Source organism: Sphingobium sp. B11D3A, assembly GCF_025961695.1.
Classification (GTDB): Bacteria; Pseudomonadota; Alphaproteobacteria; order Sphingomonadales; family Sphingomonadaceae; genus Sphingobium.
The window spans coordinates 43,695-64,893 of the sequence record NZ_JAOQOE010000001.1 but is presented as its reverse complement, the minus strand read 5'-3'; the positions used below and the strand labels follow the sequence as shown (position 1 = coordinate 64,893).

The 21,199-nt window shown below is 65.1% G+C and carries 21 protein-coding genes and 1 tRNA gene; 6 read left to right on the top strand and 16 right to left on the bottom strand.

The features are described 5' to 3' along the window. Positions 1 to 43: 43 nt before the first annotated feature. Positions 44 to 1,045 carry a TerC family protein gene (locus M2332_RS00330; RefSeq protein ID WP_264572511.1) on the bottom strand — a complete coding sequence of 334 codons (1,002 nt, stop codon included), beginning with the start codon at positions 1,043 to 1,045 and terminating at the stop codon, positions 44 to 46. 3 nt (positions 1,046 to 1,048) lie between these two features. After that, entirely contained in the window at positions 1,049 to 1,228 is a 180-nt protein-coding gene (locus M2332_RS00325; protein WP_264572510.1) for a hypothetical protein, read from the bottom strand. Positions 1,229 to 1,508: 280 nt separating this feature from the next. Between M2332_RS00325 and M2332_RS00320 the strand changes: the two genes are divergently transcribed. Both M2332_RS00320 and M2332_RS00315 read left to right on the top strand, forming a co-directional pair. Continuing rightward, on the top strand, positions 1,509 to 2,258 hold the full coding sequence (locus M2332_RS00320; protein WP_264572509.1) for a sulfite exporter TauE/SafE family protein: 750 nt from the start codon (positions 1,509 to 1,511) through the stop codon (positions 2,256 to 2,258). Positions 2,259 to 2,373: 115 nt separating this feature from the next. Beyond that, entirely contained in the window at positions 2,374 to 2,991 is a 618-nt protein-coding gene (locus M2332_RS00315) for a YceI family protein (protein WP_264572508.1), read from the top strand. 9 nt (positions 2,992 to 3,000) lie between these two features. On the opposite strand, the gene M2332_RS00310 is transcribed toward M2332_RS00315, so the two are convergent. The 7 genes from M2332_RS00310 to M2332_RS00280 all read right to left on the bottom strand — a co-directional run bounded on the left by M2332_RS00310 (position 3,001) and on the right by M2332_RS00280 (position 11,502). Continuing rightward, on the bottom strand, positions 3,001 to 4,773 hold the full coding sequence (locus tag M2332_RS00310; RefSeq protein ID WP_264572507.1) for an MFS transporter: 1,773 nt from the start codon (positions 4,771 to 4,773) through the stop codon (positions 3,001 to 3,003). Further along, the gene (locus M2332_RS00305) at positions 4,757 to 5,521 is read right to left on the bottom strand and encodes an FkbM family methyltransferase (protein ID WP_264574856.1); all 765 of its coding nucleotides are present in this window, start codon (positions 5,519 to 5,521) and stop codon (positions 4,757 to 4,759) included. Before M2332_RS00305 ends, M2332_RS00310 begins: the two co-directional genes overlap by 17 nt. A gap of 5 nt (positions 5,522 to 5,526) precedes the next feature. Further along, positions 5,527 to 6,711, bottom strand: coding sequence for a glycosyltransferase family 4 protein (locus M2332_RS00300; RefSeq protein ID WP_264572506.1), 1,185 nt, complete (start codon positions 6,709 to 6,711; stop codon positions 5,527 to 5,529). Next, the gene (locus M2332_RS00295) at positions 6,708 to 8,048 is read right to left on the bottom strand and encodes a hypothetical protein (RefSeq protein WP_264572505.1); all 1,341 of its coding nucleotides are present in this window, start codon (positions 8,046 to 8,048) and stop codon (positions 6,708 to 6,710) included. The genes M2332_RS00300 and M2332_RS00295 overlap by 4 nt, the downstream gene beginning before the upstream one ends. 16 nt (positions 8,049 to 8,064) lie before the next feature. Beyond that, positions 8,065 to 8,805, bottom strand: coding sequence for a class I SAM-dependent methyltransferase (locus M2332_RS00290; protein ID WP_264572504.1), 741 nt, complete (start codon positions 8,803 to 8,805; stop codon positions 8,065 to 8,067). Positions 8,806 to 8,871: 66 nt separating this feature from the next. Then, positions 8,872 to 10,011, bottom strand: coding sequence for a glycosyltransferase (locus tag M2332_RS00285; protein WP_264572503.1), 1,140 nt, complete (start codon positions 10,009 to 10,011; stop codon positions 8,872 to 8,874). A 129-nt stretch (positions 10,012 to 10,140) separates the two neighbouring features. Continuing rightward, the gene (locus M2332_RS00280) at positions 10,141 to 11,502 is read right to left on the bottom strand and encodes an exopolysaccharide biosynthesis polyprenyl glycosylphosphotransferase (RefSeq protein ID WP_264572502.1); all 1,362 of its coding nucleotides are present in this window, start codon (positions 11,500 to 11,502) and stop codon (positions 10,141 to 10,143) included. 179 nt (positions 11,503 to 11,681) lie between these two features. On the opposite strand from M2332_RS00280, the gene M2332_RS00275 reads away from it, so the two are divergent. After that, on the top strand, positions 11,682 to 12,365 hold the full coding sequence (locus tag M2332_RS00275) for a CDP-alcohol phosphatidyltransferase family protein (protein WP_264574855.1): 684 nt from the start codon (positions 11,682 to 11,684) through the stop codon (positions 12,363 to 12,365). A gap of 27 nt (positions 12,366 to 12,392) precedes the next feature. Here M2332_RS00275 and bioB read toward each other — a convergent pair whose 3' ends face one another. Genes bioB through M2332_RS00260 form a run of 3 tightly spaced genes read right to left on the bottom strand, consistent with a single transcriptional unit; the run spans position 12,393 to position 15,565 of the window. After that, positions 12,393 to 13,424, bottom strand: coding sequence for a biotin synthase BioB (gene bioB, locus M2332_RS00270; RefSeq protein WP_264572501.1), 1,032 nt, complete (start codon positions 13,422 to 13,424; stop codon positions 12,393 to 12,395). Between the two features lie 16 nt (positions 13,425 to 13,440). After that, positions 13,441 to 14,259 (bottom strand): DUF3445 domain-containing protein, encoded by an 819-nt coding sequence (locus M2332_RS00265; protein WP_264572500.1) that lies wholly within the window; start codon positions 14,257 to 14,259, stop codon positions 13,441 to 13,443. A 31-nt stretch (positions 14,260 to 14,290) separates the two neighbouring features. Further along, on the bottom strand, positions 14,291 to 15,565 hold the full coding sequence (locus M2332_RS00260) for an O-acetylhomoserine aminocarboxypropyltransferase (RefSeq protein WP_264572499.1): 1,275 nt from the start codon (positions 15,563 to 15,565) through the stop codon (positions 14,291 to 14,293). A 186-nt stretch (positions 15,566 to 15,751) separates the two neighbouring features. Between M2332_RS00260 and M2332_RS00255 the strand changes: the two genes are divergently transcribed. After that, the gene (locus M2332_RS00255; protein ID WP_264572498.1) at positions 15,752 to 16,183 is read left to right on the top strand and encodes a DOPA 4,5-dioxygenase family protein; all 432 of its coding nucleotides are present in this window, start codon (positions 15,752 to 15,754) and stop codon (positions 16,181 to 16,183) included. A 93-nt stretch (positions 16,184 to 16,276) separates the two neighbouring features. Here M2332_RS00255 and M2332_RS00250 read toward each other — a convergent pair. Further along, positions 16,277 to 16,351 (bottom strand) — tRNA-Val (locus tag M2332_RS00250). A 53-nt stretch (positions 16,352 to 16,404) separates the two neighbouring features. Then, positions 16,405 to 16,782, bottom strand: coding sequence for a cell cycle two-component system response regulator CpdR (gene cpdR / locus M2332_RS00245; RefSeq protein ID WP_181561372.1), 378 nt, complete (start codon positions 16,780 to 16,782; stop codon positions 16,405 to 16,407). A 234-nt stretch (positions 16,783 to 17,016) separates the two neighbouring features. On the opposite strand from cpdR, the gene M2332_RS00240 reads away from it, so the two are divergent. After that, on the top strand, positions 17,017 to 17,826 hold the full coding sequence (locus tag M2332_RS00240; protein ID WP_264572497.1) for an N-formylglutamate amidohydrolase: 810 nt from the start codon (positions 17,017 to 17,019) through the stop codon (positions 17,824 to 17,826). Positions 17,827 to 18,082: 256 nt separating this feature from the next. On the opposite strand, the gene M2332_RS00235 is transcribed toward M2332_RS00240, so the two are convergent. Continuing rightward, complete coding sequence (locus M2332_RS00235; protein WP_181559273.1) at positions 18,083 to 18,862, bottom strand: SapC family protein; 780 nt, start codon at positions 18,860 to 18,862, stop codon at positions 18,083 to 18,085. An 86-nt stretch (positions 18,863 to 18,948) separates the two neighbouring features. Next, entirely contained in the window at positions 18,949 to 20,388 is a 1,440-nt protein-coding gene (locus tag M2332_RS00230) for an FAD-binding oxidoreductase (RefSeq protein WP_264572496.1), read from the bottom strand. Positions 20,389 to 20,639: 251 nt separating this feature from the next. On the opposite strand from M2332_RS00230, the gene M2332_RS00225 reads away from it, so the two are divergent. Continuing rightward, complete coding sequence (locus M2332_RS00225; RefSeq protein WP_264572495.1) at positions 20,640 to 21,080, top strand: hypothetical protein; 441 nt, start codon at positions 20,640 to 20,642, stop codon at positions 21,078 to 21,080. Positions 21,081 to 21,199: the final 119 nt, after the last annotated feature.

The window sequence follows — 21,199 nt, the reverse complement described above, 5'->3', positions numbered from 1 at the left end:
AAAAACGCCTCCCCGTCATGCGGAGAAGCGTTTTTGGTTCGCATCACGCGTTCGTAATGCTCGGATTGGGCTCCACCACCGGCTCGCCGCGCGTCTTCCACAAGGAGTAGAATACGCCGCCCGCCAGAATGACGAAGGTGACGCTGAGCGACACCACCGGCGGGATCTTGGCGATGCCGAGCGCATCGGCTAGGACGATCTTGGAGCCGATGAACACCAGCAACAGGCTGAGCGCATATTTGAGGTAATGGAAGCGATGCACCATCGCCGCCAGGGCGAAATACAGCGCACGCAGGCCCAGAATGGCGAAGATGTTCGAGGTGTAGACGATGAATGGATCGGTGGTGATCGCGAAGATCGCCGGCACCGAGTCTACCGCGAACACCACGTCGACGAACTCGACCATCAGCAGCGCCAGGAACAGCGGCGTCATGTAACGGACCGTCCGCCCGGTCGCGCCATCGGGCAGCTTCACCCAGAAGTGATTGCCGTGCAGTTCTTCCGTCACCCGGAAGCGGCGCTTAACCCACCGCAGGACCGGCGACTTGCCAACCTCATATTCGGCTTCGGCATTGCGCCACATCTTGATGCCGGTGAAGATAAGGAAGGCCGCAAAGACGTAAAGCACCCAGTCCCAACGCTGCACAGCGGCGGCGCCGAAGCCGATCATGAGCGCCCGCAGCACGATGACGCCGAGAATGCCCCAGAACAGCACGCGGTGCTGGTACAGGCGCGGAATGCCGAAATAGGTGAAGATCATCGCGATGACGAAGACATTATCCATCGCCAGGCTCTTCTCGACCACGAAGCCCGTGACGTAATTCAGGCCCGCCGTCGGGCCAAGCTGCCACCAGATCCAGCCCCCAAAGGCCAGACCGAGCGTAATGTAAAAGGCGGACATGGCGAGGCTCTCGCGCACACCGATTTCCTTCTCCTCCTTGTGCAGCACGCCCAGATCGAAGACCAGCAGCGCCAGCACGAGGCCCATGAACATGAGCCACATCCAGGCCGGCTTGCCGAGCCAGAGAATATCCAGAAATTCCATGCGTCAGGCCCCCAGTGCCCGGGGACCGGCCAGCGAGCGCCGCAGGCGGCTCATCAGCATATCGCGGCGCAGCCACAAGCGCGCGACGAGATGACCATCGGGCCGCGCCTTGCCCCGTTCGCTGGACAGCGAATCGTCGACGCGTTGCAGCAGGACCATCAGATTGAACGTGAAGATATTCATGAACGTCATCCTCCAAAGTGCGTTGCACGTGATCGGATGACTGGATGCCTGAGCCTGAAAAACCGAACCTGCACCGGTATCACCCGATGCGGTCCGACATCGCGAGGCGCTCATGTTTGAGCGCTGCGCCAGAGGGGCCCGGTCCGCAGGCGGCATTTTGGAGATAGCGCGGCAGGTTTCAAGAGGGCGATGCGAAAAAACTTGCGTCGGGCCGTGACCGAGGCGCTATGCCAGATGACATCGCGCCTGCCGGGCCGCGAAGCCCGAGGTCTCGATCCCCATGCCACTCGATCCCTTCTACATTCTGTGCGCGGTGGTCGCCGTGGTGATTTCCGGCCTCGCCAAGGGTGGCTTCTCCGGCGCGGGCTCGCTGGCCATGCCTATCCTCGCCCTTGCGATCGACCCGGTGCGGGCCGCGGCTATCCTGCTACCGATCCTGATCGTGCAGGATGTGGTGAGCGTCTGGGCGTTCCGCCGCACCTGGGATGGGCATGTGCTCGCGGTGATGATCCCCGGCATGACCATTGGCGTGGCGCTGGGCTATTTCTTCTCCGCGCAGGTCTCGGCGGATGTCGTGCTGGGCGTGCTCGGCGCGATCTCGATCCTCTTCGGCCTGCAGCGCCTGTGGGTTGAGCGGGGCCATGCGATCACCCTGCCCTCCAATTCCCCGGCATGGCTGGGCGTGCTGTTCGGCGTCGCATCGGGCTTCACCAGCCACGTCGCCCATGCCGGTTCGCCGCCCTTCCAGATGTGGGTGCTGCCCCGCAAGCTTCCGCGCGATACGCTCGTCGGCACCACCGCCATCGCCTTTGCGGTGATGAACTGGATCAAGGTGCCGGCCTATGCCGCGCTCGGCCAGTTCACCCACGCCAATCTGCTCGCAACCGCTGCGCTGATCCCCCTCGCCCTCATCTCCACGATGCTGGGCGTGAAGCTGGTCCGCAAGGTCGATCCGGAGCGCTTCTATGTGCTGATCTACGTCCTGATGATCCTCCTTGGCGTGAAACTGCTCGCCGATGCGCTGATTTAAGTCCGGCGCGCTCCGCGCCGCACCCTTGCATTCCCCTGATGACAGCGGCGAGCGGCACGCTATGCTAAGGCGTATCGTTCTCAATCCCCCTCGCAGACGATCAGGAGACACAGATATGCGCCTCATTCACGCTGCCCTCCCCGCTCTTCTTCTTGCCGGCATCACCGGCGGGCTGGTCGCACAGCCCGGCAAGCCGGACCCCGCCGCGATTTCCGGCGGCACCTACACCGCTGATCCCGGCCACACGCTGGTGAAGTGGGAGGTCGATCATCTGGGCTTCACGCCCTATTTCGGCATTTTCGGTGACATCACCGGCACGCTCCAGCTGGACCCCAAAAACCCTTCGGCGGCCAAGGTCGATGTGACCATTCCCGTCTCCAAGGTCACCACCGCCAGCGCGGGCCTGACGGCTCACCTGCTGCGCGCCGGTAAGGACGGCAAGGCCGCCGACTTCTTCGGCCCGACGCCCGCCGACGCCCGCTTCGTCTCGACCAGCGTCGTCGTGGACGGTCAGGCTGCCAAGATCACCGGCAACTTCACGCTGAACGGCGTGACCAAGCCGGTCACGCTCGACGCACGCTTCTATGGCGCCGGCATGGGCATGGGCAACAAGGAGAATGTGGGCTTCACCGCCACCGGCTCGATCAAGCGCAGCGACTTTGGCGTTGCTTACGGCCTGCCGATGGTGGGTGACGAGGTTAAGCTCGAGATCGTCGCCGGCTTCACCAAGTAAGCGCTGAGACTATCCGGCCGGTGAGGCAATCACCGGCCGGTCACAGCCCATGCGCGCAAGATGGGCGCGCCGCGCGACGATCCCGTCATCCCCCTTGAAGATTGGCGAGAGCGGATAGACGCCGAGCGGCTGGAACTGCCGAAAATCCATCACCGCCACATCATAGCGTGCGCACAGGGCCGCCAGATCGGTGGCCTTGAGCATTTGCAGGGCCATCACCGCCGGCTTGCCGGGCGCACCATCGGCGCCGAAGCGCACAAGGTCGGTCATGAAATAGCCGCCGCGAATATCGACCAGCACCACATCGGCATCGGACGCGCGAATGGCCGCCATCGTCTTGGCATAGCCCCGCACATAGTGCTCCGTATCGCGGGCCTGCCAGAGCGTGCCCATCAGCGCGAAGAGGGCGCCGGCTACCAGCAGCGCCCGGCCATAGCGCGCATCGCGCGGCACGACGGCGCGCCAGCCAAGCCCGGCAAGCAGGCACAGCGCGCCGATCTGGCCATGCATATAGCGGAAACCCCAGCCATAGCCCTGATACAACGCAAGGCAGAGACCGGCGATCACGCCCAGCAGCAGCGGTACAGTCACCGGCACGTCACGCCACACACTCCGCCAGCGCACGCCCAACACTGCCAGGCCGGCGAGCGGCAGGAGCAGCAGATTGTTCCAGGCGATCAGCCGCGAAATGTTCAGCAGCGGCTGGAGATCATCGAGCCGGCCGAACAGGCTGATCAGCTTGTCGACGATGCTGTTGGTGCGGTGGACATCGCTCGGCGGTGCCGGGCCGACCAGCTCGGCCAGTGCCATCGGCCAGAGTCGCGCCCAGATCACCATCAGCGCGAGCGCGACACAGATATGGAACAGCGCCGGACCCCAGCGGCGATTGGCGGCCATCCAGAGGATGAACGGCGCAATGAACAGCAGCGGGAAGTGCCACTGATGCAGCCCGGCGGCCAGAACCGCGACCAATGCCGCCAGTCCATGCCCCAGCGTGCCGCCGCGCAAGACCAGCGCCAGCCAGATCATGTTGAACGCGAAATGGCTGGTCATTGCATAGGGCGTCATGGCGGTGACGAGCAATTGCGCGGAGGTGAGCGCCATGACCATCGTCACCAGCGCAGCATCGCGCCGATCCGGGTTGAGGTGCCGCGTGATATGCCAGAGCGCGACGAGGCCCGCGCCGAGGGTCAGCGGGGCGGCGAGATCAGCCAGCCCGACCCGCTGAAACAGGCTGCGGATTGCGGCATGGACCGGCAGATAGATCGAGGTCCAATGCGTATCCGAACCGTAGGGACTGTAGAATTCCGGCTGCATCGCATGGCGGACGGCATTCCAGGCTTCGGGAATCGGCCAGCCGATCATACCGTGGGCGAGCGCACCCGCCGTCAGTTCGACCATCACCTCGTCGCGCGAAACGCTGTAGCCATGGAAAACCCACGTCCGCCCCAGCCAGCCGAGCAGAACAACGACGATGATGCCGACGGGAACCAGCGCGCTGCCGGTGAAGACCCGACCACCGCCGCGCTGGGCGGGCAGCCCGCCACGCTGCACCCGCAGACCGACGAGGAAGCCGGCAATCAGGAGGCCAAATGCCTGCGCGTCCAGCATCCACATATCCTGCCGGGCGAACAGATATTCGGAAATGCTCCGGCCGGACTGGCCGCGCAAATGCCACATCCAGGTGCCCCAGCTGAGCACGAGGGGCAGCAGTCCGCCCGCCACCAGCGCCGTTGCGAGAGCCAGCGGGCGCCCGTGCGCCGGATCAGAGGATCGGGACATTGCCCTCACGCGCCAGATCTGCGCGAATGAACAGGCCGTCCATTTCCACCAGCAGCGGGAAATGGCCCTTGTTGTTGGCGAAGACAGCATTGGGCACGAAGCCGCCGCGCTCCAGAAGCGCGATCATCGTGCGATAGTCCGTCGCGCCATCGTAGAGCGGGCGCACCGACAGTTCGGTCTGCGCGGCGGTGATCCGCCCGGCGACCGCGCTGGCCCCAGACCAGACCTGCGCGTCATGCCCCTGCGTATCCATCTTGAGAAGAATCGCCTTGGCATCGCGCGCCGGCTGCAGATCGGGCAGCAGCGTATCGAGCCGGGCGCAGGGCACATGCACGGTGCGCGTGACCTTGTTGCGCTCGGCAAAAATCTGCTCGAGGCCGTCCTGCGGGGCATTGAGCGAGCTGAACTGGTCGGCGGCCATCAGGTGGAAGGTCGCCTCCCCATCCCGATCCGACAGGGCGATATTGTGGACGTGCCACTCCGCATCCTTGCCGGCGATCTCCACCAGCTTCGCGCAAACCTGGGGATGCGGCTCGAACGAGAGGATCGGGCCGCGAAAGCCGACATCCTTGCGCAACATGGTGGCATATTGCCCGGCATTGGCGCCGACATCGATCACGCAATCGATGCCGAAATGCGCAATGAGCCGGCGCAGCGAGACGATCTCGCCATATTGATGCTGGCGGCCGACAAGGCCCAGCCGCACGGCCAGCCAGCGGTCGCGCAGTTCGCGGCGGTAGCGGCGCAGGTCGATCATGCCGCGCTCTCCCCGACTGTGTGCCCCGTTCTGGCCGCGAAACGCTCACGCGCGGTCTGGTAGGCCTCCTGCGTCTCCGCGGCGGCGACATCCCATCCCGTCATCACCTGACCATGGGCGCGCGCGGCCTCCCCCGCCTCCTGCCGACGGCGCGCATCGACGATGAGCTGGCGCAGGGCCACCGCCAACGCCGGGGCATTGCCCGCCGGAAAGCGCGTCGCCACGGCATCGGGAAGGTCGCCGAACATGCCGGCATCGCTGGTTACCATGGCGGCGCCATAGCGCAGCGCGGAGAGGAAGGCACCGCTCGAATCGATCTCGCGATAGGGAAACGCCAGAATGTCCGCCGCGCGCAGATGCGCATCGAGGCGATGCTCGGTTAGAAAGCCGAGATCGGTCACCAGTCGATCGCTAAAGCCGCCGCCATGAATGGCTTGCAGGAAGGCTTCGACCGGCATGAACGGCTTGCCGGCAATCGCCAACTCGAAGACAAGCCCGTCCCGCCAGAGATCGAGACAGGCCTGCACCAGCAGATCCAGCCCCTTATAGGGCCGAATCGTGCCGAAGAAGAGAATGCGCGGCACGGTTCCACGCGGGACGGCGGCAAGGTCTTCCGCGGCCGCCTCCCGCAAGGTCATCGGCGGATGTGGCACCAGCGCGATGTCCGCAGGGTCGATCCCCTGCTTGAGCAGCGTCTCGCGCGTCTGCTCGCCATGGACGATCAGCAGATCGAACTGCCGCAGCAGCGCCTCATAGCCGCGCCCCTGCACGCCCGAGCGATCCTCGCCATGAAACGGGCGCGCATTGTGGACGGTGTGGACCAGCGCCGTCCGGTCCGCCAGCCGATCGAGCAGGATTCTGTCCACCATCGCCAGCGGCAACCACTGGAAATGCGCCACATCGCCTACCAGGGAGCCGAGGCGGCCGAGCCGGGCATCCAGCGCATAATCGGCGGCCTTGGCGATCTGCCCGGCCCGGCCATCGCCCAGCACCGGCCGCAGCCGCTCGCCGATGCGGAAGAAGCGGGGCTCATAGCGGTAGCGCTTGGGCACGATGGCATCGGTTTCGCGCATTGGCCGACCGATCAGCGTTACGTCATTGCCGCGCGCGGCCAACGCCTCGCACAGCCCATCATCATAGCGCGGCGTGAACAGCGAGGGATCGATCATCGAAATCTTCACACGCTGCCCCTTGCCTGCGCCTCTGCGCCCCGCGCTCCTGTCAGATGCATCAGCATACGCCCATGAACCAGCCCCAGCGAAACATGAACAGCGGCGTAGAGAGCCAGAAACCCGGCGGATAGTGTCCAGCCGAGACTCTCATGTATCGGCATGGCCAAAGGAACGGCCAATACGCTGCCAAGCAACAGCAGCATCGAAGGCCGCAGCAAGGCGCCGAACCGCCCCAACCCCCACTGCAGATAAACCGAGACGCAAATGAGGCTGAGGCCAAAGAGCAGTGCAATCATCATCGCAATTTCAGAATATTGCAGGTCGAGATTGCCATTGAATATGATGTGAGCGATCAGCTTTCCCGCGACCAGCAGCGCGGCACTGCCGGCCATTGTGGCGCCCAGCGACCAGCCAAGGCAGCGCAGGACAGCGCGCCGCACGCCGGCCCCATCGCCCTGATAGGCCGCGCGCGTCAGGCCGGGCAGAACCGTCTCCGCAAGGGCGCGAATGACGGCGGACAGCGAGCGGGACAGCTTAAACACCAGATCGAAGAGCAGCAGCGGCCGTGGGTCCGGCGTCACCGCGACGATGGTGAAATAGGGCGCATTATAGGCGCCGACATCACACAGGGTGAGAATGCCGGTCCGGCCGAAATCGGAGAGATAATGCACCCGCACCGCCGACAGCCCCGGCCCCAGCACAATCCAGTCGCGCCGCCGCATCGCCAATGTCGCGTGGAAGGTCGCAAGCCCGGCGCACAGCACCCCGAGCGCGACGACCAGTTGAATGAGCACCGACGCAAGGATCGGCAGCGGCCCGAGCGCGGCCAATAGCAGCGCGAGGCCCGAGATACGGCGGATGCTGTCGAGCGCTTCCCACCAGAGATTGTGATCGACCGCGGCCAGCGCCCGCCGCGCCAGCAGGGTGAGCAGATTGAAGGCGGCGACGAGATAGAAGGTGATGAACAGCGCCGGATAGTCGGTCTTGAGCCAGCCCGTCGCGATGGCGCCACCAATCAGCACGGCGCCCAAGGCCACGAGGCCAGCAAGAATCCACAGCAGGGCGACCAGCTCGGCGGGATCGAACGCGCCCTCCCCGCTCACCCGCAAGCGCCGCAGCCGTGCATAGGCGATGGCGCTCAGGCCAAGCTCGGCGGACACCGTGAAGTTGGCGAACGCGACCAGCAGCAGAAAGCCGCGAAACTCCTCAAGGGGGAGAATGCGCACGAACACGAAGGTGACGACGAAACCCCACAGCATGGCGAGGGCCACATTGCCCAGCTTCACCAGCCCGAGCAGCCCGGAATGACGCTCAAGACGCCCCGCCAGCGCAATCAGGCCGGCCATCACCCCCGCAGGCTCATCATGCCGGTCGACGGGCGCGGAACAGCGTGTCGGCCAGGGCCTCCCGCCTCACCGCTTCGGGCGGCCGGGACGCGGCATCAATCAGGTCCACCTCGAACCCGGCCGCGCGGATGCGCTCGGCAAAGTCGCGGCCATATTGGCGGACATGGTCCCACTGGCCGAAGCGCCGCTCCCGCTCGCGGCCGGAGAGATCCGGCGGGCCATCCTCGCTGGGGCGATCCCATAGCGGCACGAGCAGCCAGGCCTCGCCGCCGGGCTTGAGCGCGCGCAGCACATTGCGCAGCACCACCGCGTCGTCAGGCACATGCTCCATCACATGGCTGGCATAAATGCGGTCGTAGCGCGACTCCTCGGTCATCGCCATCAGGTCCAGGTGCTGGACGCCGGGGACGGCATAGCGTGAGGGGTCGATATCGGCGGGCACATAATCGCCCGCATGGGCGCGGAACCGCTCAATCAGGCTCGCCTCGCCCGGCGCGCAATGCAGCACCGCGCTCCATGCCGGCAGGGTGATGACACCTTCATCAAGGAGATGATGCATCAGCCGTTCGCGTGGCGATGCGCCGCAATCGAGGCATCCCCACTCCGCTTCATCGCCGTAGCGGAAGAAGCCCACCACATCGCGCCGGCAGGCCGGGCAATGCCGGTCACGCGCTGCGCCGAAGGCTGACCGCACGGCCAGTTCGGCTCTCGAGAGATGCTTACCTGCGGCCTTGCGCACGCGTTGCATGGTGATCATGGCGCGAGCCTATACAATGCTGGACCCCGAAAGCGAGAGGAACCGCACATCTTTGCGTGCACGGCCTCAGTCGCGGGACTTGGCGGGGGTCCATAGCGTGAAGGTCTGCCCGCGCATGGCGAGCAGCACGCCCTTCAAAGTCGCCATATAGGCCAGCAACAGGTCGAATATCGCCGCGAGCGGCCCGCGCCGCGCCATCGCGCCCAGCATCGCCAGCACCAGCCCGGCCGCGACCAGCGCGACCGCTGCAACCGGCGTGATCCGCCAGGCGAGCGCCAGCGCCGCCACAACCGCCAGCCCGATCCACAGGCCCCCGAACCATCGCACGATCTTGCGCGAGCCATATTTGAACCGGTCGAGCCGTCTCATCCGCCGCAATCCCGGCCGCAAATGCCGGTGCGTGTGCCAGCTGCGGGCGGCGATGCGTACCTTGCGGCGGTACTCGTCGGCGCGCTGCGCCACCATCGCCTCACGGGCGATCACGTCCTTTGCCTTGATGAGTCGCCGACCGGCAAAGACAACGGCCATGGAGACGGTGAGATCGTCCAGCACGCTATCGGGGAAGTCGGGATACAGCGCGCGCCGGATCGAGAAGATCGATCCGTCCGCCCCCATCACATTGCCGGTGCGCGACTCGATATCCTTGAGATGCTCCTCGAGCCGCCAGTAGAGCGCGCCCACCGACGCCGAAGCGCTGCGATCCGCGCCATCATAATGCAGCGAGCCGAGCACGCCGCCGACCTGCGGATCGGCATAATATGGCAGTAGCGCATCGATAGCGTTTGCGTCGAGCAGCACGTTGGCGTCGGTAAAGACGAGAATCTCGCCCGTGGCCATGGCCGCGAGTTGCTTCATCCCGTGCGCCTTGCCGCTGCGGCCCGGACCGCGCAGCAGGGTCAGGACGTCCTGAGCCTGGCCCAGCAGGTCGCCTGTGCCATCACCGGAGCCATCGTCGAAGGCGAGGATCTGTAAACCCGGATGCCGCGCCTTGAGCGCACGCAGATTCTCGATCTTCGTGGGCAGCGATGCAGCTTCGTTATAAGCGCAGAAGAGCAGCGAGACGGTAGGCGGGACCGCGCCGCCCGCGTGCTGGACCGGCTTGGTCGGCAGCAGCCGCAGGATGAGCGGATAGATCAGGAACGGCCAGACCAGCAGCACCGCACAAAGCGTGATGATGAGGGTGAGGAACAGGTCGACGGGCGTCATCGTACGTGTCCCCTCCGGGCTTCCTTGTTCTCCTGCGAAAGCAGGAGTCCAGGGCGCAGCAGATGAACTTTGCCGCCCTGGACTCCTGCTTTCGCAGGAGCACAACACCCCTCTTCAAAACGCACACCCTCAGAATGCATTATCATGCGCCAGCACTCGCAGCGTCGCGACGATGATCCGCAGGTCCCGCCAGATCGACCAGTTGGTCACATATTCAAGATCCGACTGCAGCCGGTTGATGAGATCCTCATGCCGGTCGGTCGGGCCGCGATGGCCACGCACCTGCGCCAGACCGGTCATGCCCGGTTTGATGCAATGGCGCGCCCAATAGCGCTCATCGACCTCCCAATAGAGGCTCTGCGCCGCCTTCGCCGCCGGAGCGTGAGGGCGTGGTCCGACGATGCTCATGTCGCCTTTCAACACATTGAAAAGCTGTGGCAGTTCATCGATGCTCGTGCGCCGCAAAAAGGCGCCGATGCGGGTCACGCGCGGATCGTCCTTCTCGGTGAGCTTGTCCGCCTTGAGGTCGCTCAGCGCCATATGCATAGTGCGGAACTTGAGGATCATGAACGGCCGCGCATCGCGCCCCAGCCGCTGCTGGCGGAAGAACACCGGACCCGGCCCCGAGAGCTTCACCGCCAGCGTGCCGAAAATGAGGATCGGCGAGAGCGCCAGGATCGCCGGCACGCAGATCGCCAGATCGAACAGGCGCTTCAACAGCCGGTCCCGGAACAGCAGCGGTCCACCCGCAACCACCAGCGTCGGATGATCGGCAAAGGCGCTCACCTTCGCGGGCACGAACTGGCGCATCTCAGGCACCAGGATTTCTCCCTTGGCGGACAGGGAGGTAAGCACGATGCGCCAGTCCGCGATCCGCTCGGCGGGGCACGCGACGACCACGCGCTCGGCACCGCCGACACCATCGGCGAGGCGCTCGGCCATTTTGGCATCCCGCGCGGTGGGATCGAAGCCGATCGCCTGCGCATCCACCCGCCAGGCATCGCGTGGCGTTTCGATCTCGACGCCATCGACCAGCAGCACCGTGATGTGCGGCACCGTGCCGACCAGCCAGATTGCCAGCCGGTCGATCAGCGGACGCACCGCGATCAGCCCGCCGGCAGACAAAGCCAGGCCGACCATGAAGGTGAGACGCGACAATTGCTCGGCGATCTTGCCGAGGTAGATGATGAACAGAGTCAGCATCACCGCTTGCGCCAGCGACCATACCGCCTTGGCGGCGCTCGCCCGACGATTGCCGATCATCCTTATCCCGTAGACGCCGCCATGCACGGCAATGAGCACGTAGACCGGCACGATCATCGCGGCCATCACCAGACCGTGCGGCTTGCCCGGCTCGCCCATGAGCGAACCCAGAACCAGCAGATTGGCCAAGGCAAAGGCCAGCCCGAGCACCAGCATGTCGAGCATGATGCTCAGCAGATAGAGGCGCAGGCGTGCTGCTTCCTTCGACTGCGCTGGTTTGGCTGCCATGGCCGCGCGCTATGCCCCTGCGCGGGGGCCGTCAACGAGATTGTGCGTGGGCGACGCGGTGGCATCCGTCGCAGTTCCAGCAACATATGTCCCGCGCCGGGGCAGGATTTCGGGATCATCGCTGGAATATCGTGTATGACCCTTTTATGACGGCCGCCCTAGAACGCCGCGGAGAGATGATGCAGCACAGCCCCAACAGACCAGCGCCAGCCGTGAACAGGATTCAAAACAACCTGCTTGCGGCGCCGGAGAGACGTCTGCTGAACTGGCTGTGCAGCATCATGCCTCGCTGGGTCACGCCCGATATGCTCACGACGCTGGGCGTGGTGGGCGGGCTTGCCACCTTCATCGGCTATGCCGGCAGCAGCTTTGGAGACCAATGGCTGTGGCTGGCCATGGCGGGCTATGTGATGCAGTGGTTCGGCGACTCGCTGGATGGCAGCCTCGCCCGCTATCGGCACATTGAGCGGCCATCCTACGGTTACTTCATTGACCATAGCTGCGACGGCATCGTCACCTTGCTCATTCTGGGCGGCATGGGCTTCAGTCCCTATGTCCGGGTGGACGTCGCGATGTTCGCGGTCGTCGGCTATCTGCTGCTCTCCATCCACGCCTATCTCGCGGCTCGGGTGATGGGCGAATTCAAGCTCTCCTATGGCATAGCCGGGCCGACGGAGCTGCGCTTCGTGCTGATCGGCATGACCATCGGCATGATGCTCACCGACCCCACCAAGGCGCCGGCTATCTCGCCGTTTGACATGATCGTCGGCGGCGTGGGCGTGATTTTCGTGGTGCTGTTCGTCAGCCAGACGCTCGTTGCGGGCCGTCAACTGTCCCGGTCGGACAACGCCCGGCGCGGGTAAACGGCGCCGCGCCGAACGGGGCCTGCCTTATTCGGCAGCCTCTTCCAGATGACCATGCGGTGTAGCCTGCATCGCCGCGATGCCGAGCTTTGCGAGCAGCGCGCCATCCCTGTCGTCGCCGGCATTGGGTGTGGTGAGCAGCTTGTCGCCGGTGAAGATGCTGTTGGCCCCGGCCATGAAGCAGAGCGCCTGACAGGCCTCGCTCATGCTCTCCCGCCCCGCTGAAAGGCGGACCATCGCCTGCGGCATGGCGAGCCGCGCCACTGCCACCGTGCGGACGAATTCGATCTCATCAATCTTGGCGAGCGGCGTATCGGCGAGCATGTCGCCGAGCACGGTGCCCTTGACCGGCACCAGCGCGTTGATCGGCACGCTCTCCGGATGCGGCATCGTCGCCAGCGCGTGGATGAAGCCAATGCGATCCTCGCGCGTCTCGCCCATGCCTACAATGCCGCCGCAGCAGACGTTGATCCCCGCGGAGCGCACGGCCTCCAGCGTCTCGATCCGGTCGGCAAAGCTGCGCGTCGTGATCACCTCGCCATATTTCTCCGGCGCGGTGTCGATATTGTGATTGTAATAATCCAGCCCTGCCTCGGCGAGCATCTGCGCCTGACCGGGCGTCAGCATCCCCAGGGTCATGCAGGTTTCCAGGCCCATCTCGCGCACGCCCTTCACCATCTCGATGAGGGCGGGCATGTCGCGGTCCTTGGGGTTGCGCCAGGCTGCCCCCATGCAGAAGCGGCCCGAGCCGGCATCCTTGGCCTGCGCAGCGGACTGGAGCACGGCGCGCACGTCCATCAGCTTGGTGGCCTTGAGGCCGGTCTCTGCATGGACGGACTGGTTGCAATAGCCGCAATCCTCCGGGCAGCCGCCGGTCTTGATCGAGAGCAGCGTCGAGAGCTGCACCTCGTTGCGCGGATGATTGGCCCGATGCACGCCCTGCGCCTCATAGAGCAGATCCATGAACGGCAGATCGAACAGCGCGGCGATTTCCTCGCGCGTCCAGTCGGTGCGGGGGGCGGTGGTCACCGGCGCGGCTGGGGATGAAAGCTGTGTCATAGCCTGCCCCTCTGCCTTAGGCGGACGCGCTTGAAAAGCCACTCTTGCCATTGGCGGCATCCGCATAGCGCCTGAGCGCATCCGCATAACGCCTAACCAGCCGCCGCGCCTGTTCGTCGGCGGGCATCGCAGCAAGCGCCGCGCTCAGCCGCGCAGGCCATTCTCCCGGCAGATCGCCCAGCCGCTCTCGAGCGATGCCGATGGTGAAGAGGATGGCACGGCTCTCCGGCAGGCGCCTCAGCGTTTGCCGTTCGCAGCGGACGATCAGCGTCTGCCCGGCATTGTCCGGCGTGACATGCGCAAACGCGGCGGCCTCATCGACGGTCGGGAGATAGCGCCACTCCATGGACGGCACGATGAACCAGTTGGCCCGCGCGAAAATTGGCCCCGCTTTCAAGCTTGCCATGAAGTGATCGACACCGGGCGCCAATTGCTCGGCATAGCCATGGATGGGCGCATGGATCTGCGCCATCGGTCGGCCGATCTTGTCCGCAAGGCGCCAGTCGGTCGGGAAGCCCACCGCAGCGGCGGTAAGGTGCCACGGGTCACCCGGCTCCGCCTGCTGCATGATGCACAGATCTTCCCAGCAGCCGCGCGCGATATCGCCCAGCTCTCCTGAAATGCCGATCATCGCGCCGACCTCGCGGACGGCGCCCTCGGCACCGGGCAGCAGCTGAACCGCCTCCGGGTGCGCGTCGAATACCGCCGAGCGGGCGGCGCGGTCGAAGTCCGGCCAGAGCCAGTCCTCCTCCGGCACGCGGCGCAGGCCCATGGTCATCGCACGGCCCATCCGCGCTGCGCCCAGCAGATCGGGCACGGAGAAGCCAAGCGTCATGCTGCCCCGCCTCCGTGCCCGGCTGCCATCCTCAGAGCGCGTCCAGCGCCTGCGCCATGTCCGCGATGATGTCATCGATATGCTCGATGCCAACCGACACGCGCACCACGTCCGGCCCGGCGCCAGCTGCGACCAGTTCCGCCTCTGACAGCTGGCTATGGGTGGTCGAAGCAGGGTGGATGATCAGCGAACGGGTATCGCCGATGTTGGCCAGATGGCTGAACAGCTTGACGCCGGAGACGAGCTTGATGCCAGCCTCGCGCCCACCCTTCACGCCGAAGGTGAACACGGCGCCGCCTTTGCCGCCCAGATAGCGCTGCGCGAGCGCATGATAGGGGTCGTCCGGCAGACCGGCATAGCGCACCCACTCGACCTTGGGATGCTTCTGGAGCCACCGCGCCAGCGCCAGGGCGTTATCGCAATGCCGCTCCATGCGCAGCGACAGGGTTTCCATGCCAGTGAGCGCGAGGAAGGCATTCATCGGCGCCAGCGCCGGCCCCAGATCGCGCAGGCCCAGCACCCGGCAGGCGATGATGAAGGCAATCGGCCCTACCGCGTCGCTGAGCACCGCGCCGTGATAGGAGTCGTTGGGCTGGGTCAGGGCCGGGAACTTGCCGGACTTCACCCAATCGAACTTGCCCGCGTCCACGATCACGCCGCCGATGGAATTGCCATGGCCGTTGAGGAACTTGGTGACCGAATGCACCACGATGTCCGCGCCATGCTCGATCGGGCGGCACAGCACCGGCGTGGCCAGCGTGTTGTCCACGATCAGCGGAATGCCGGCGTCATGCGCGATCTTCGCGATCGCCTCGATATCCTGCACCACGCCGCCGGGATTGGCGAGGCTCTCGATGAACACGGCGCGCGTGCGGTCCGTGATCGCCGCGGCGATATTGGCCGGATCGTCCGCATCCACGAAGGTCGAGCTCCAGCTCATCTTCTTGAAGCTGTGGCCGATCTGGTTGAGCGAGCCGCCGTACAGCTTCTTGGCCGCGACGATGTGATCGCCGGCTTCCAGCAACGTGTGGAACGCCAGGAACTGCGCGGCATGACCCGAGGCCACGGCCAGCGCGGCAGCACCGCCCTCAAGCGCCGCAATCTTGCCTTCCAGCGCGCCGTTGGTGGGGTTCATGATTCGCGTGTAGATGTTGCCGAACTCCTGCAGCGCGAACAGGCGCGCGGCGTGATCGGCATCGTCGAACACATAGGATGCCGTTTGATAGATCGGCGTGATCCGCGCCTTGGTGGTCGGGTCGGGCTCGGTTCCGGCATGGACAGCGAGGGTATCGATCTTCTGGCTCACGGGGCTGCTCTCCTTTGTTTTGCGCGAAGCGTGACCGACAGCGGCATGGACCGCCGTACAGAAGGCTCCTTAGCCTCTCGCCAACGCAAAGCCTACCGCCAGCGCGTGCCCGCAGACCGATGATCCTCCACCTGCTTGCAGAGATCGCTCCCGATCGCCAACTAGGCACCACAGACAGGACACGTCATGCACATCCAGGATCCCACGCCCCGCCCCCGCCAGATCGCCGAGATCGGCAGCTATCATGCGCATATTTATTATGATGCCGCGACGCGCCCGGTGGCGGAGCGCCTGCGCGCGGGCGTGTCCGATCGATTTTCTGTCCGGCTGGGGCGCTGGCACGATCGGCTGGTCGGGCCGCACACGCAATCCATGTTCCAGATCGCCTTTGCCTGCGATCTGTTCGACACGCTGGTGCCCTGGCTGATGCTCAACCATGGCGGACTGAGCATCCTCATTCATCCCAATACGCTGAACCAGCGGCGCGATCATCTGGAGGACGCGCTGTGGATCGGCACCCCGCAGGCGATCCTTGGCGACCGCCTGCCGACCGAGGGCGCAGAGCCGAATGATGTGGGCGAGATCAATTCAGCGCCCGTCGCCGGAGTCACCATCTAGCGAGGCAGCATCCCCTCGCCGCAGCGCCTCTCGGAGCGGCGCGACAAGCATAGAAAAACCCCGCCAAGTCGTTGAACCTGGCGGGGTTTTCCATGGTGGGCGTGGCAAGGATTGAACTTGCGACCCCTGCGATGTCAACACAGTGCTCTACCACTGAGCTACACGCCCACTTGAGAGGAGAGGCCCTTACGCAACGCGCGAGGGCGGCGCAAGCGCAAATATCAGAGAAGGTTCTCCGCGCTGGTGCGATTGAACATTCGGTCGACCTCCATCACCAGATCGCGCAAGTGAAACGGCTTGGAGAGAACCTTGGCTTCCGGCGCGACGCGCCCCGCGCGCAGGGTCACCGCTGCAAAGCCTGTGATGAACATCACGCGCGTATGCGGCGAGACGGACGCGACATGCTGGGCCAACTCAATGCCGTCCATTTCCGGCATCACGATATCGGTCAGCAGCAGATCGAAATGCTCGGCCTCGATGATCGGCACCGCCGCCGTGCCCCGGTCCACCGCCACGACCTCATAGCCGGAGCGTTCGAGCGCACGAACGAGATACTGCCGCATCGAGTCATCGTCTTCCGCCAACAAAATGCGAAACATGCGCGTGCCGAAGCCTCCGGGATACTCGTCGATCACACCGCCATAAAGCCTGATAGGCCTTGGCGTCACCCCTTGCTTTATGCGAAAAGCGATTAAGAATTTCCATCAGTTGCGGCCAATTGCGGAAAATTTCGCAGCCGCAAGCGGCCCTGTGGAGGACCATTGCGACCCAAGCCCGCCCGGAGTCATGACGCGTTTCATCACTACGGCGTGGCCGGTGATTGCGGTCCTCTGGTGTTCGCCGTCCCTCACGCGGGGCGGGATTATTCCCCCGCCCTGCTCGCGCGGGCCCGGGTTTCGCAAAAGGCCTTGCAGGGGCTTGAGGACCGCTATGCCGATCTGCTGGTGGAAAGGCTCATCGAGCAAGGCCATCATGTGCTGGTCGCGCGCCAGCCCCGCGCCCTGATCGATCTCAATCGCGACGAGCGGGAAGTCGATCTCCGAGGCATCCAAGGGGCGCCATGGAGCTTTCGTGGCCAGAGCAGCGCAAAATTGCGCGGTGGCCTGGGCCTGATCCCGGAACGGCTGGCGACGACGGGCGGTCTCTGGCGCGACCCCCTGCCCTACGCCGCCCTGTGCCAGCATATCGAGCAGGTGCATCGCCCCTACCACGCCGCGCTGGCGGCTGCGCTTGACGTGACGCGCCGGCGCTATGGCATCGCGCTGCTGCTCGACATTCATTCCATGCCGCCGCTCAAGATCACCACGACCGACATACCGACTCCGCGCGTGGTGATCGGTGACCGATTCGGGCGGAGCGCAACGGATCGGCTGACCGACCTGTGTGCGGACGTCATCCGCCGGCACCGGCTGCCGGTGGCGATCAACGCGCCCTACGCGGGTAACCATATTCTGGAGCGACATGGCCGGCCCGAGCGGGACGTTCACGCCATTCAGATCGAATTCGATCGGTCGCTCTATCTGGATGCGGCAATGGCCGAACCGGGGCCTGGCCTTGCCATTGTGCAGGGCCTGCTTATGACACTGGCCGAGCATCTCTCGCGCGAGCTGATTGACTTTGCCCGGCCGCTGGCGGCCGAATAGCGCAGACCGAGCCGTCTTCGTTTAACCATAAAAAACCACCCCGTGCGATGCACAGGGTGGCCCAGGTTCAGGGAGGAGACGTCCCGAAAGGGCGGGACGCCCACGCAACGGCTCGAAAGGGGGAACAAGCCATTACGTATTTTGAAGTTAAGGCACGGCCCGAGCCTTTTCAAGCCCGGGCCGCAAGAGGTAGATGATTTTTTCAACTTATCGCCTCGCCCCGCCGAAAAATCGAGCGGCTGAGCGAGGGCGCGATTTAGCTGATCTGGTAAGCCGGCACCGGGCCGAGGCCGAGGGCGCGCTGAGCGAAGAACAGCTCACGCATGCCCTGCAGCGAGAACAGATGCGCATGGATGAGCGGAAGCGCACCGCTCTGGTTGAACTTGCGCAGCTGATCGCCGCGCAGCTCGCGCAGCTTTTCCTCGTTGACCATTTGGAAGCCGCGATAAACGAAGGGCTGCTCTTGATCGGGAATCTGGATGCTCAGCTCGCCGTCCATCAGAAGCTCCTGCTCCTGCAGTTCCTTGACGAACTGGCCGGTGCGCATCGCAGCTTCCTCAAACTGCTGGCAGAAAGCGAGCAGTTCCTTGGTCAGCTCGCTGGCCTCGCCATTTTCGATGAGCGGACGTCCGTCCTCATACTCACCGACGATTTCGCTGGTCGGATCGAAGCACAGCGACAGCTCGTCGGAATCCGGACGCAGGCGCACCAGCATCCAGGGGTAGCGACGGATATAGGCGGGAACATAGCCGTCCTCGCGGCGCAGCTTGCCCTCGCTATCGACCAGCGTGTTGACGCCCTCGTTGAGGCCCATCAGCGCTAGCGGCACGGGATTCGGGCCGCTGGAGAAGACGATCGGCAGGAAACGCTGGGCCTGCGCGAACTCGTCGAGCGTCAGCGGGACGGCGTGGACGCCCACGATATGCGGCGCGGTGTCATAGTTGCGCAGCGTGTACTTGCCGTGCTGCTCCACATTGAGCGGCACCAGATCGTTATAAAGCAGAGGCAAATTCTGGGCTTGTGGCGCGCTGGCCATGACATCGGTCTCCTGAAACGGACATGGATCAGCCCGTTCCCGATGGGCCGGCTGAATGACGCCCGGCCATAAAGGGCCGCTCGGGCCTAGGCAAGGGGCACAAGCTTGCCGGGATTGAATAGGCCCTGTGGATCGAACGCCCGCTTGATCGCCCGCACCGCATTCAGCTGGGCGGGTGGCGTAAGACGCGCAAACTCCGCGATCTTCATCTGGCCGATCCCGTGCTCGGCCGAGATCGATCCGTGCATCGCCACGACGATGTCGTTGACGAAGCGCGTCGCCTCTTCCCCGTGCGTGCCGAGCCAATCCGCCCCCTGCCCCGGGCCAGTGCCGGCCGGCGCGCGGACATGGAAGTGCACATTACCATCGCCAAGGTGCCCGAAGGACGAAGCCGTCGCCCCCGGGAACCGCGCCTCGCACGCCGCTGCCGCCTCGATCATGAAGCGGGGCATGTCCGCAATCGGTACGCTCACATCGAACTGCAGCGCAGGCCCCTGCGCCCGCTCCGCCTCCGATCCGCTTTCCCGCAGTTTCCAGAACGCTTCGGCCTGCGCCTCGCTGGCGGCGATGGCCGCATCGACGACCAGACCTTGTTCGAAGGCCTCGGCCAGAGCAGCCTCCAGCCGAGCAGCCGCGCTCTCTTCCTCGTCGGCCGCGTCCAGATCCACCTCGATCAGCGCATTCCACGGGGTTCGAGTCTCGATGGGCGCGCGGGTATCGGGGATCACATCGAGCACATGGCCGAGCGTGTCGCGCGCCATCACCTCGAACCCCTCGACGACGGACCCAAGGCGCCGCTCGAGAAATCGTAGCAGCGCCAGCGCCTGCGCGGGGTCTTCCACGCCGGCCCACGCCACGGCCCGATCGGCAATCGCCGGCACCAGACGAAGGCTCGCGGCCGTCACGATCCCCAGCGTTCCTTCCGCCCCGATAAGCAGCTGCTTGAGATCGTAACCCCGATTGTCCTTCTTGAGCGCGGCAATCCCATCGTGGATCGAGCCATCCGGCAGCACCGCCTCGATGCCCTCCACCAGCGCGCGCATCGTCCCGTGCCGCAGCACCTGCGTCCCGCCGGCATTGGTGGAGACCAGCCCACCCACTGTTGCCGATCCCTTGGCGCCCAGGCTCAGCGGAAACCGCCGACCGACCGCCGCTGCCGCCTCATGCAGCGTCGAGAGAATGACGCCTGCCTCACACACGGCGAGATTGGCGGCAGGATCGATCGCGCGAATCCGGTTCATCGCGCGGAGCGAGAGGATGAGGGCGCTGCCATCGGCCGGGGGTGTGGCGCCGCCGACCATGGAGGTATTCCCCCCCTGCGGCACCAAAGCGACGCCATGATCGTGCGCGCAGCGGACCATCGCGGCCACCTCCTGCGTGGAGCGCGGCGTCAAAATGGCGACCGCCTCGCCATGATATTTGCCGCGCCAGTCGCCCAGCCAGGGCGCGATGAGATCGCGATCCTCTATCAGGCCACGGGGGCCGGCAATCGCACGAAAGGCGTCCAGAACTGTCTCGGAGATCATGCCCGCCTATATGCCCTCTGCGCCGCCGCATGACCACCATCTGCGCGCAAAAATGCTTGCGAAGCGCGCGCCTTCGTTGTTGATCATACAATTAATCGGCTGTTCAAGCGGTAAGGGTTAGGGCATTTTCCTCCCCTGGGGTCAGTTCATTGCCAGCATCGTCGCCAACCATTTTGCTGCCGCTCCTGCTTTTGGGAGCATCGCAGGCCGTAGAGGCCGAGCAGCGCGTGGCGGGCCCGGAAATGAGCCGCATGGCGCGCATGGAGCAGGTCCAGCTCGCCCAGCTCTCCATCGAACAGCGAGTGATCATCCGCATCCCGACCATGCCGGCGCAACCCCGGACAGCTGCACCGGCGCCGCCGGTCATCCAGTGGAAGGAAGGGCGCGGCCCGCGTTGCCTCCCCCTCAACCTGATCCGCGCGGCGGTGGTGACGCATGCCGATGGCGTGACGATGGTGGTGAGCAACACCGAGCGCTACCGCGCCCATCTGGGGCGGGCCTGCCGGGCAGCGGACTTCTATTCGGGCTTCTACATCTCGCCCGACAAGGATGGGGTGCTGTGCGCCGGGCGGGACATGCTGCATGCTCGCAATGGCTCTGCCTGCGAGATCGAGCGCTTCTCGCGCCTCACGCCCCAGGTCGTGCACGCCGAGCCTGACGACGAGCCAAAGCGCGCGCGGTCTGACCGATAACTCCTGATAAGCGGGGCGGAATTTCGCGTTCCGCGTTCGAGGCCAGAAACCATATCGCCGCCGCAGCATTATCATGACGGGGAGCCTCAAGGCTCGCGGACGTCGCGTCAATCGCGACA

Excerpts from the sequence above, each read along its gene's own strand:
- M2332_RS00330 (WP_264572511.1), bottom strand. The coding sequence starts at position 1,045 with ATGGAATTTCTGGATATTCTCTGGCTCGGCAAGCCGGCCTGGATGTGG.
- M2332_RS00325 (WP_264572510.1), bottom strand. The coding sequence starts at position 1,228 with ATGAATATCTTCACGTTCAATCTGATGGTCCTGCTGCAACGCGTCGAC.
- M2332_RS00320 (WP_264572509.1), top strand. The coding sequence starts at position 1,509 with ATGCCACTCGATCCCTTCTACATTCTGTGCGCGGTGGTCGCCGTGGTG.
- M2332_RS00315 (WP_264572508.1), top strand. The coding sequence starts at position 2,374 with ATGCGCCTCATTCACGCTGCCCTCCCCGCTCTTCTTCTTGCCGGCATC.
- M2332_RS00310 (WP_264572507.1), bottom strand. The coding sequence starts at position 4,773 with ATGTCCCGATCCTCTGATCCGGCGCACGGGCGCCCGCTGGCTCTCGCA.
- M2332_RS00295 (WP_264572505.1), bottom strand. The coding sequence starts at position 8,048 with ATGGCCGGCCTGATTGCGCTGGCGGGGCGTCTTGAGCGTCATTCCGGG.
- M2332_RS00290 (WP_264572504.1), bottom strand. The coding sequence starts at position 8,805 with ATGATCACCATGCAACGCGTGCGCAAGGCCGCAGGTAAGCATCTCTCG.
- M2332_RS00285 (WP_264572503.1), bottom strand. The coding sequence starts at position 10,011 with ATGACGCCCGTCGACCTGTTCCTCACCCTCATCATCACGCTTTGTGCG.
- M2332_RS00280 (WP_264572502.1), bottom strand. The coding sequence starts at position 11,502 with ATGGCAGCCAAACCAGCGCAGTCGAAGGAAGCAGCACGCCTGCGCCTC.
- M2332_RS00275 (WP_264574855.1), top strand. The coding sequence starts at position 11,682 with ATGCAGCACAGCCCCAACAGACCAGCGCCAGCCGTGAACAGGATTCAA.
- bioB (WP_264572501.1), bottom strand. The coding sequence starts at position 13,424 with ATGACACAGCTTTCATCCCCAGCCGCGCCGGTGACCACCGCCCCCCGC.
- M2332_RS00265 (WP_264572500.1), bottom strand. The coding sequence starts at position 14,259 with ATGACGCTTGGCTTCTCCGTGCCCGATCTGCTGGGCGCAGCGCGGATG.
- M2332_RS00255 (WP_264572498.1), top strand. The coding sequence starts at position 15,752 with ATGCACATCCAGGATCCCACGCCCCGCCCCCGCCAGATCGCCGAGATC.
- cpdR (WP_181561372.1), bottom strand. The coding sequence starts at position 16,782 with ATGTTTCGCATTTTGTTGGCGGAAGACGATGACTCGATGCGGCAGTAT.
- M2332_RS00235 (WP_181559273.1), bottom strand. The coding sequence starts at position 18,862 with ATGGCCAGCGCGCCACAAGCCCAGAATTTGCCTCTGCTTTATAACGAT.
- M2332_RS00230 (WP_264572496.1), bottom strand. The coding sequence starts at position 20,388 with ATGATCTCCGAGACAGTTCTGGACGCCTTTCGTGCGATTGCCGGCCCC.
- M2332_RS00225 (WP_264572495.1), top strand. The coding sequence starts at position 20,640 with ATGGCGCGCATGGAGCAGGTCCAGCTCGCCCAGCTCTCCATCGAACAG.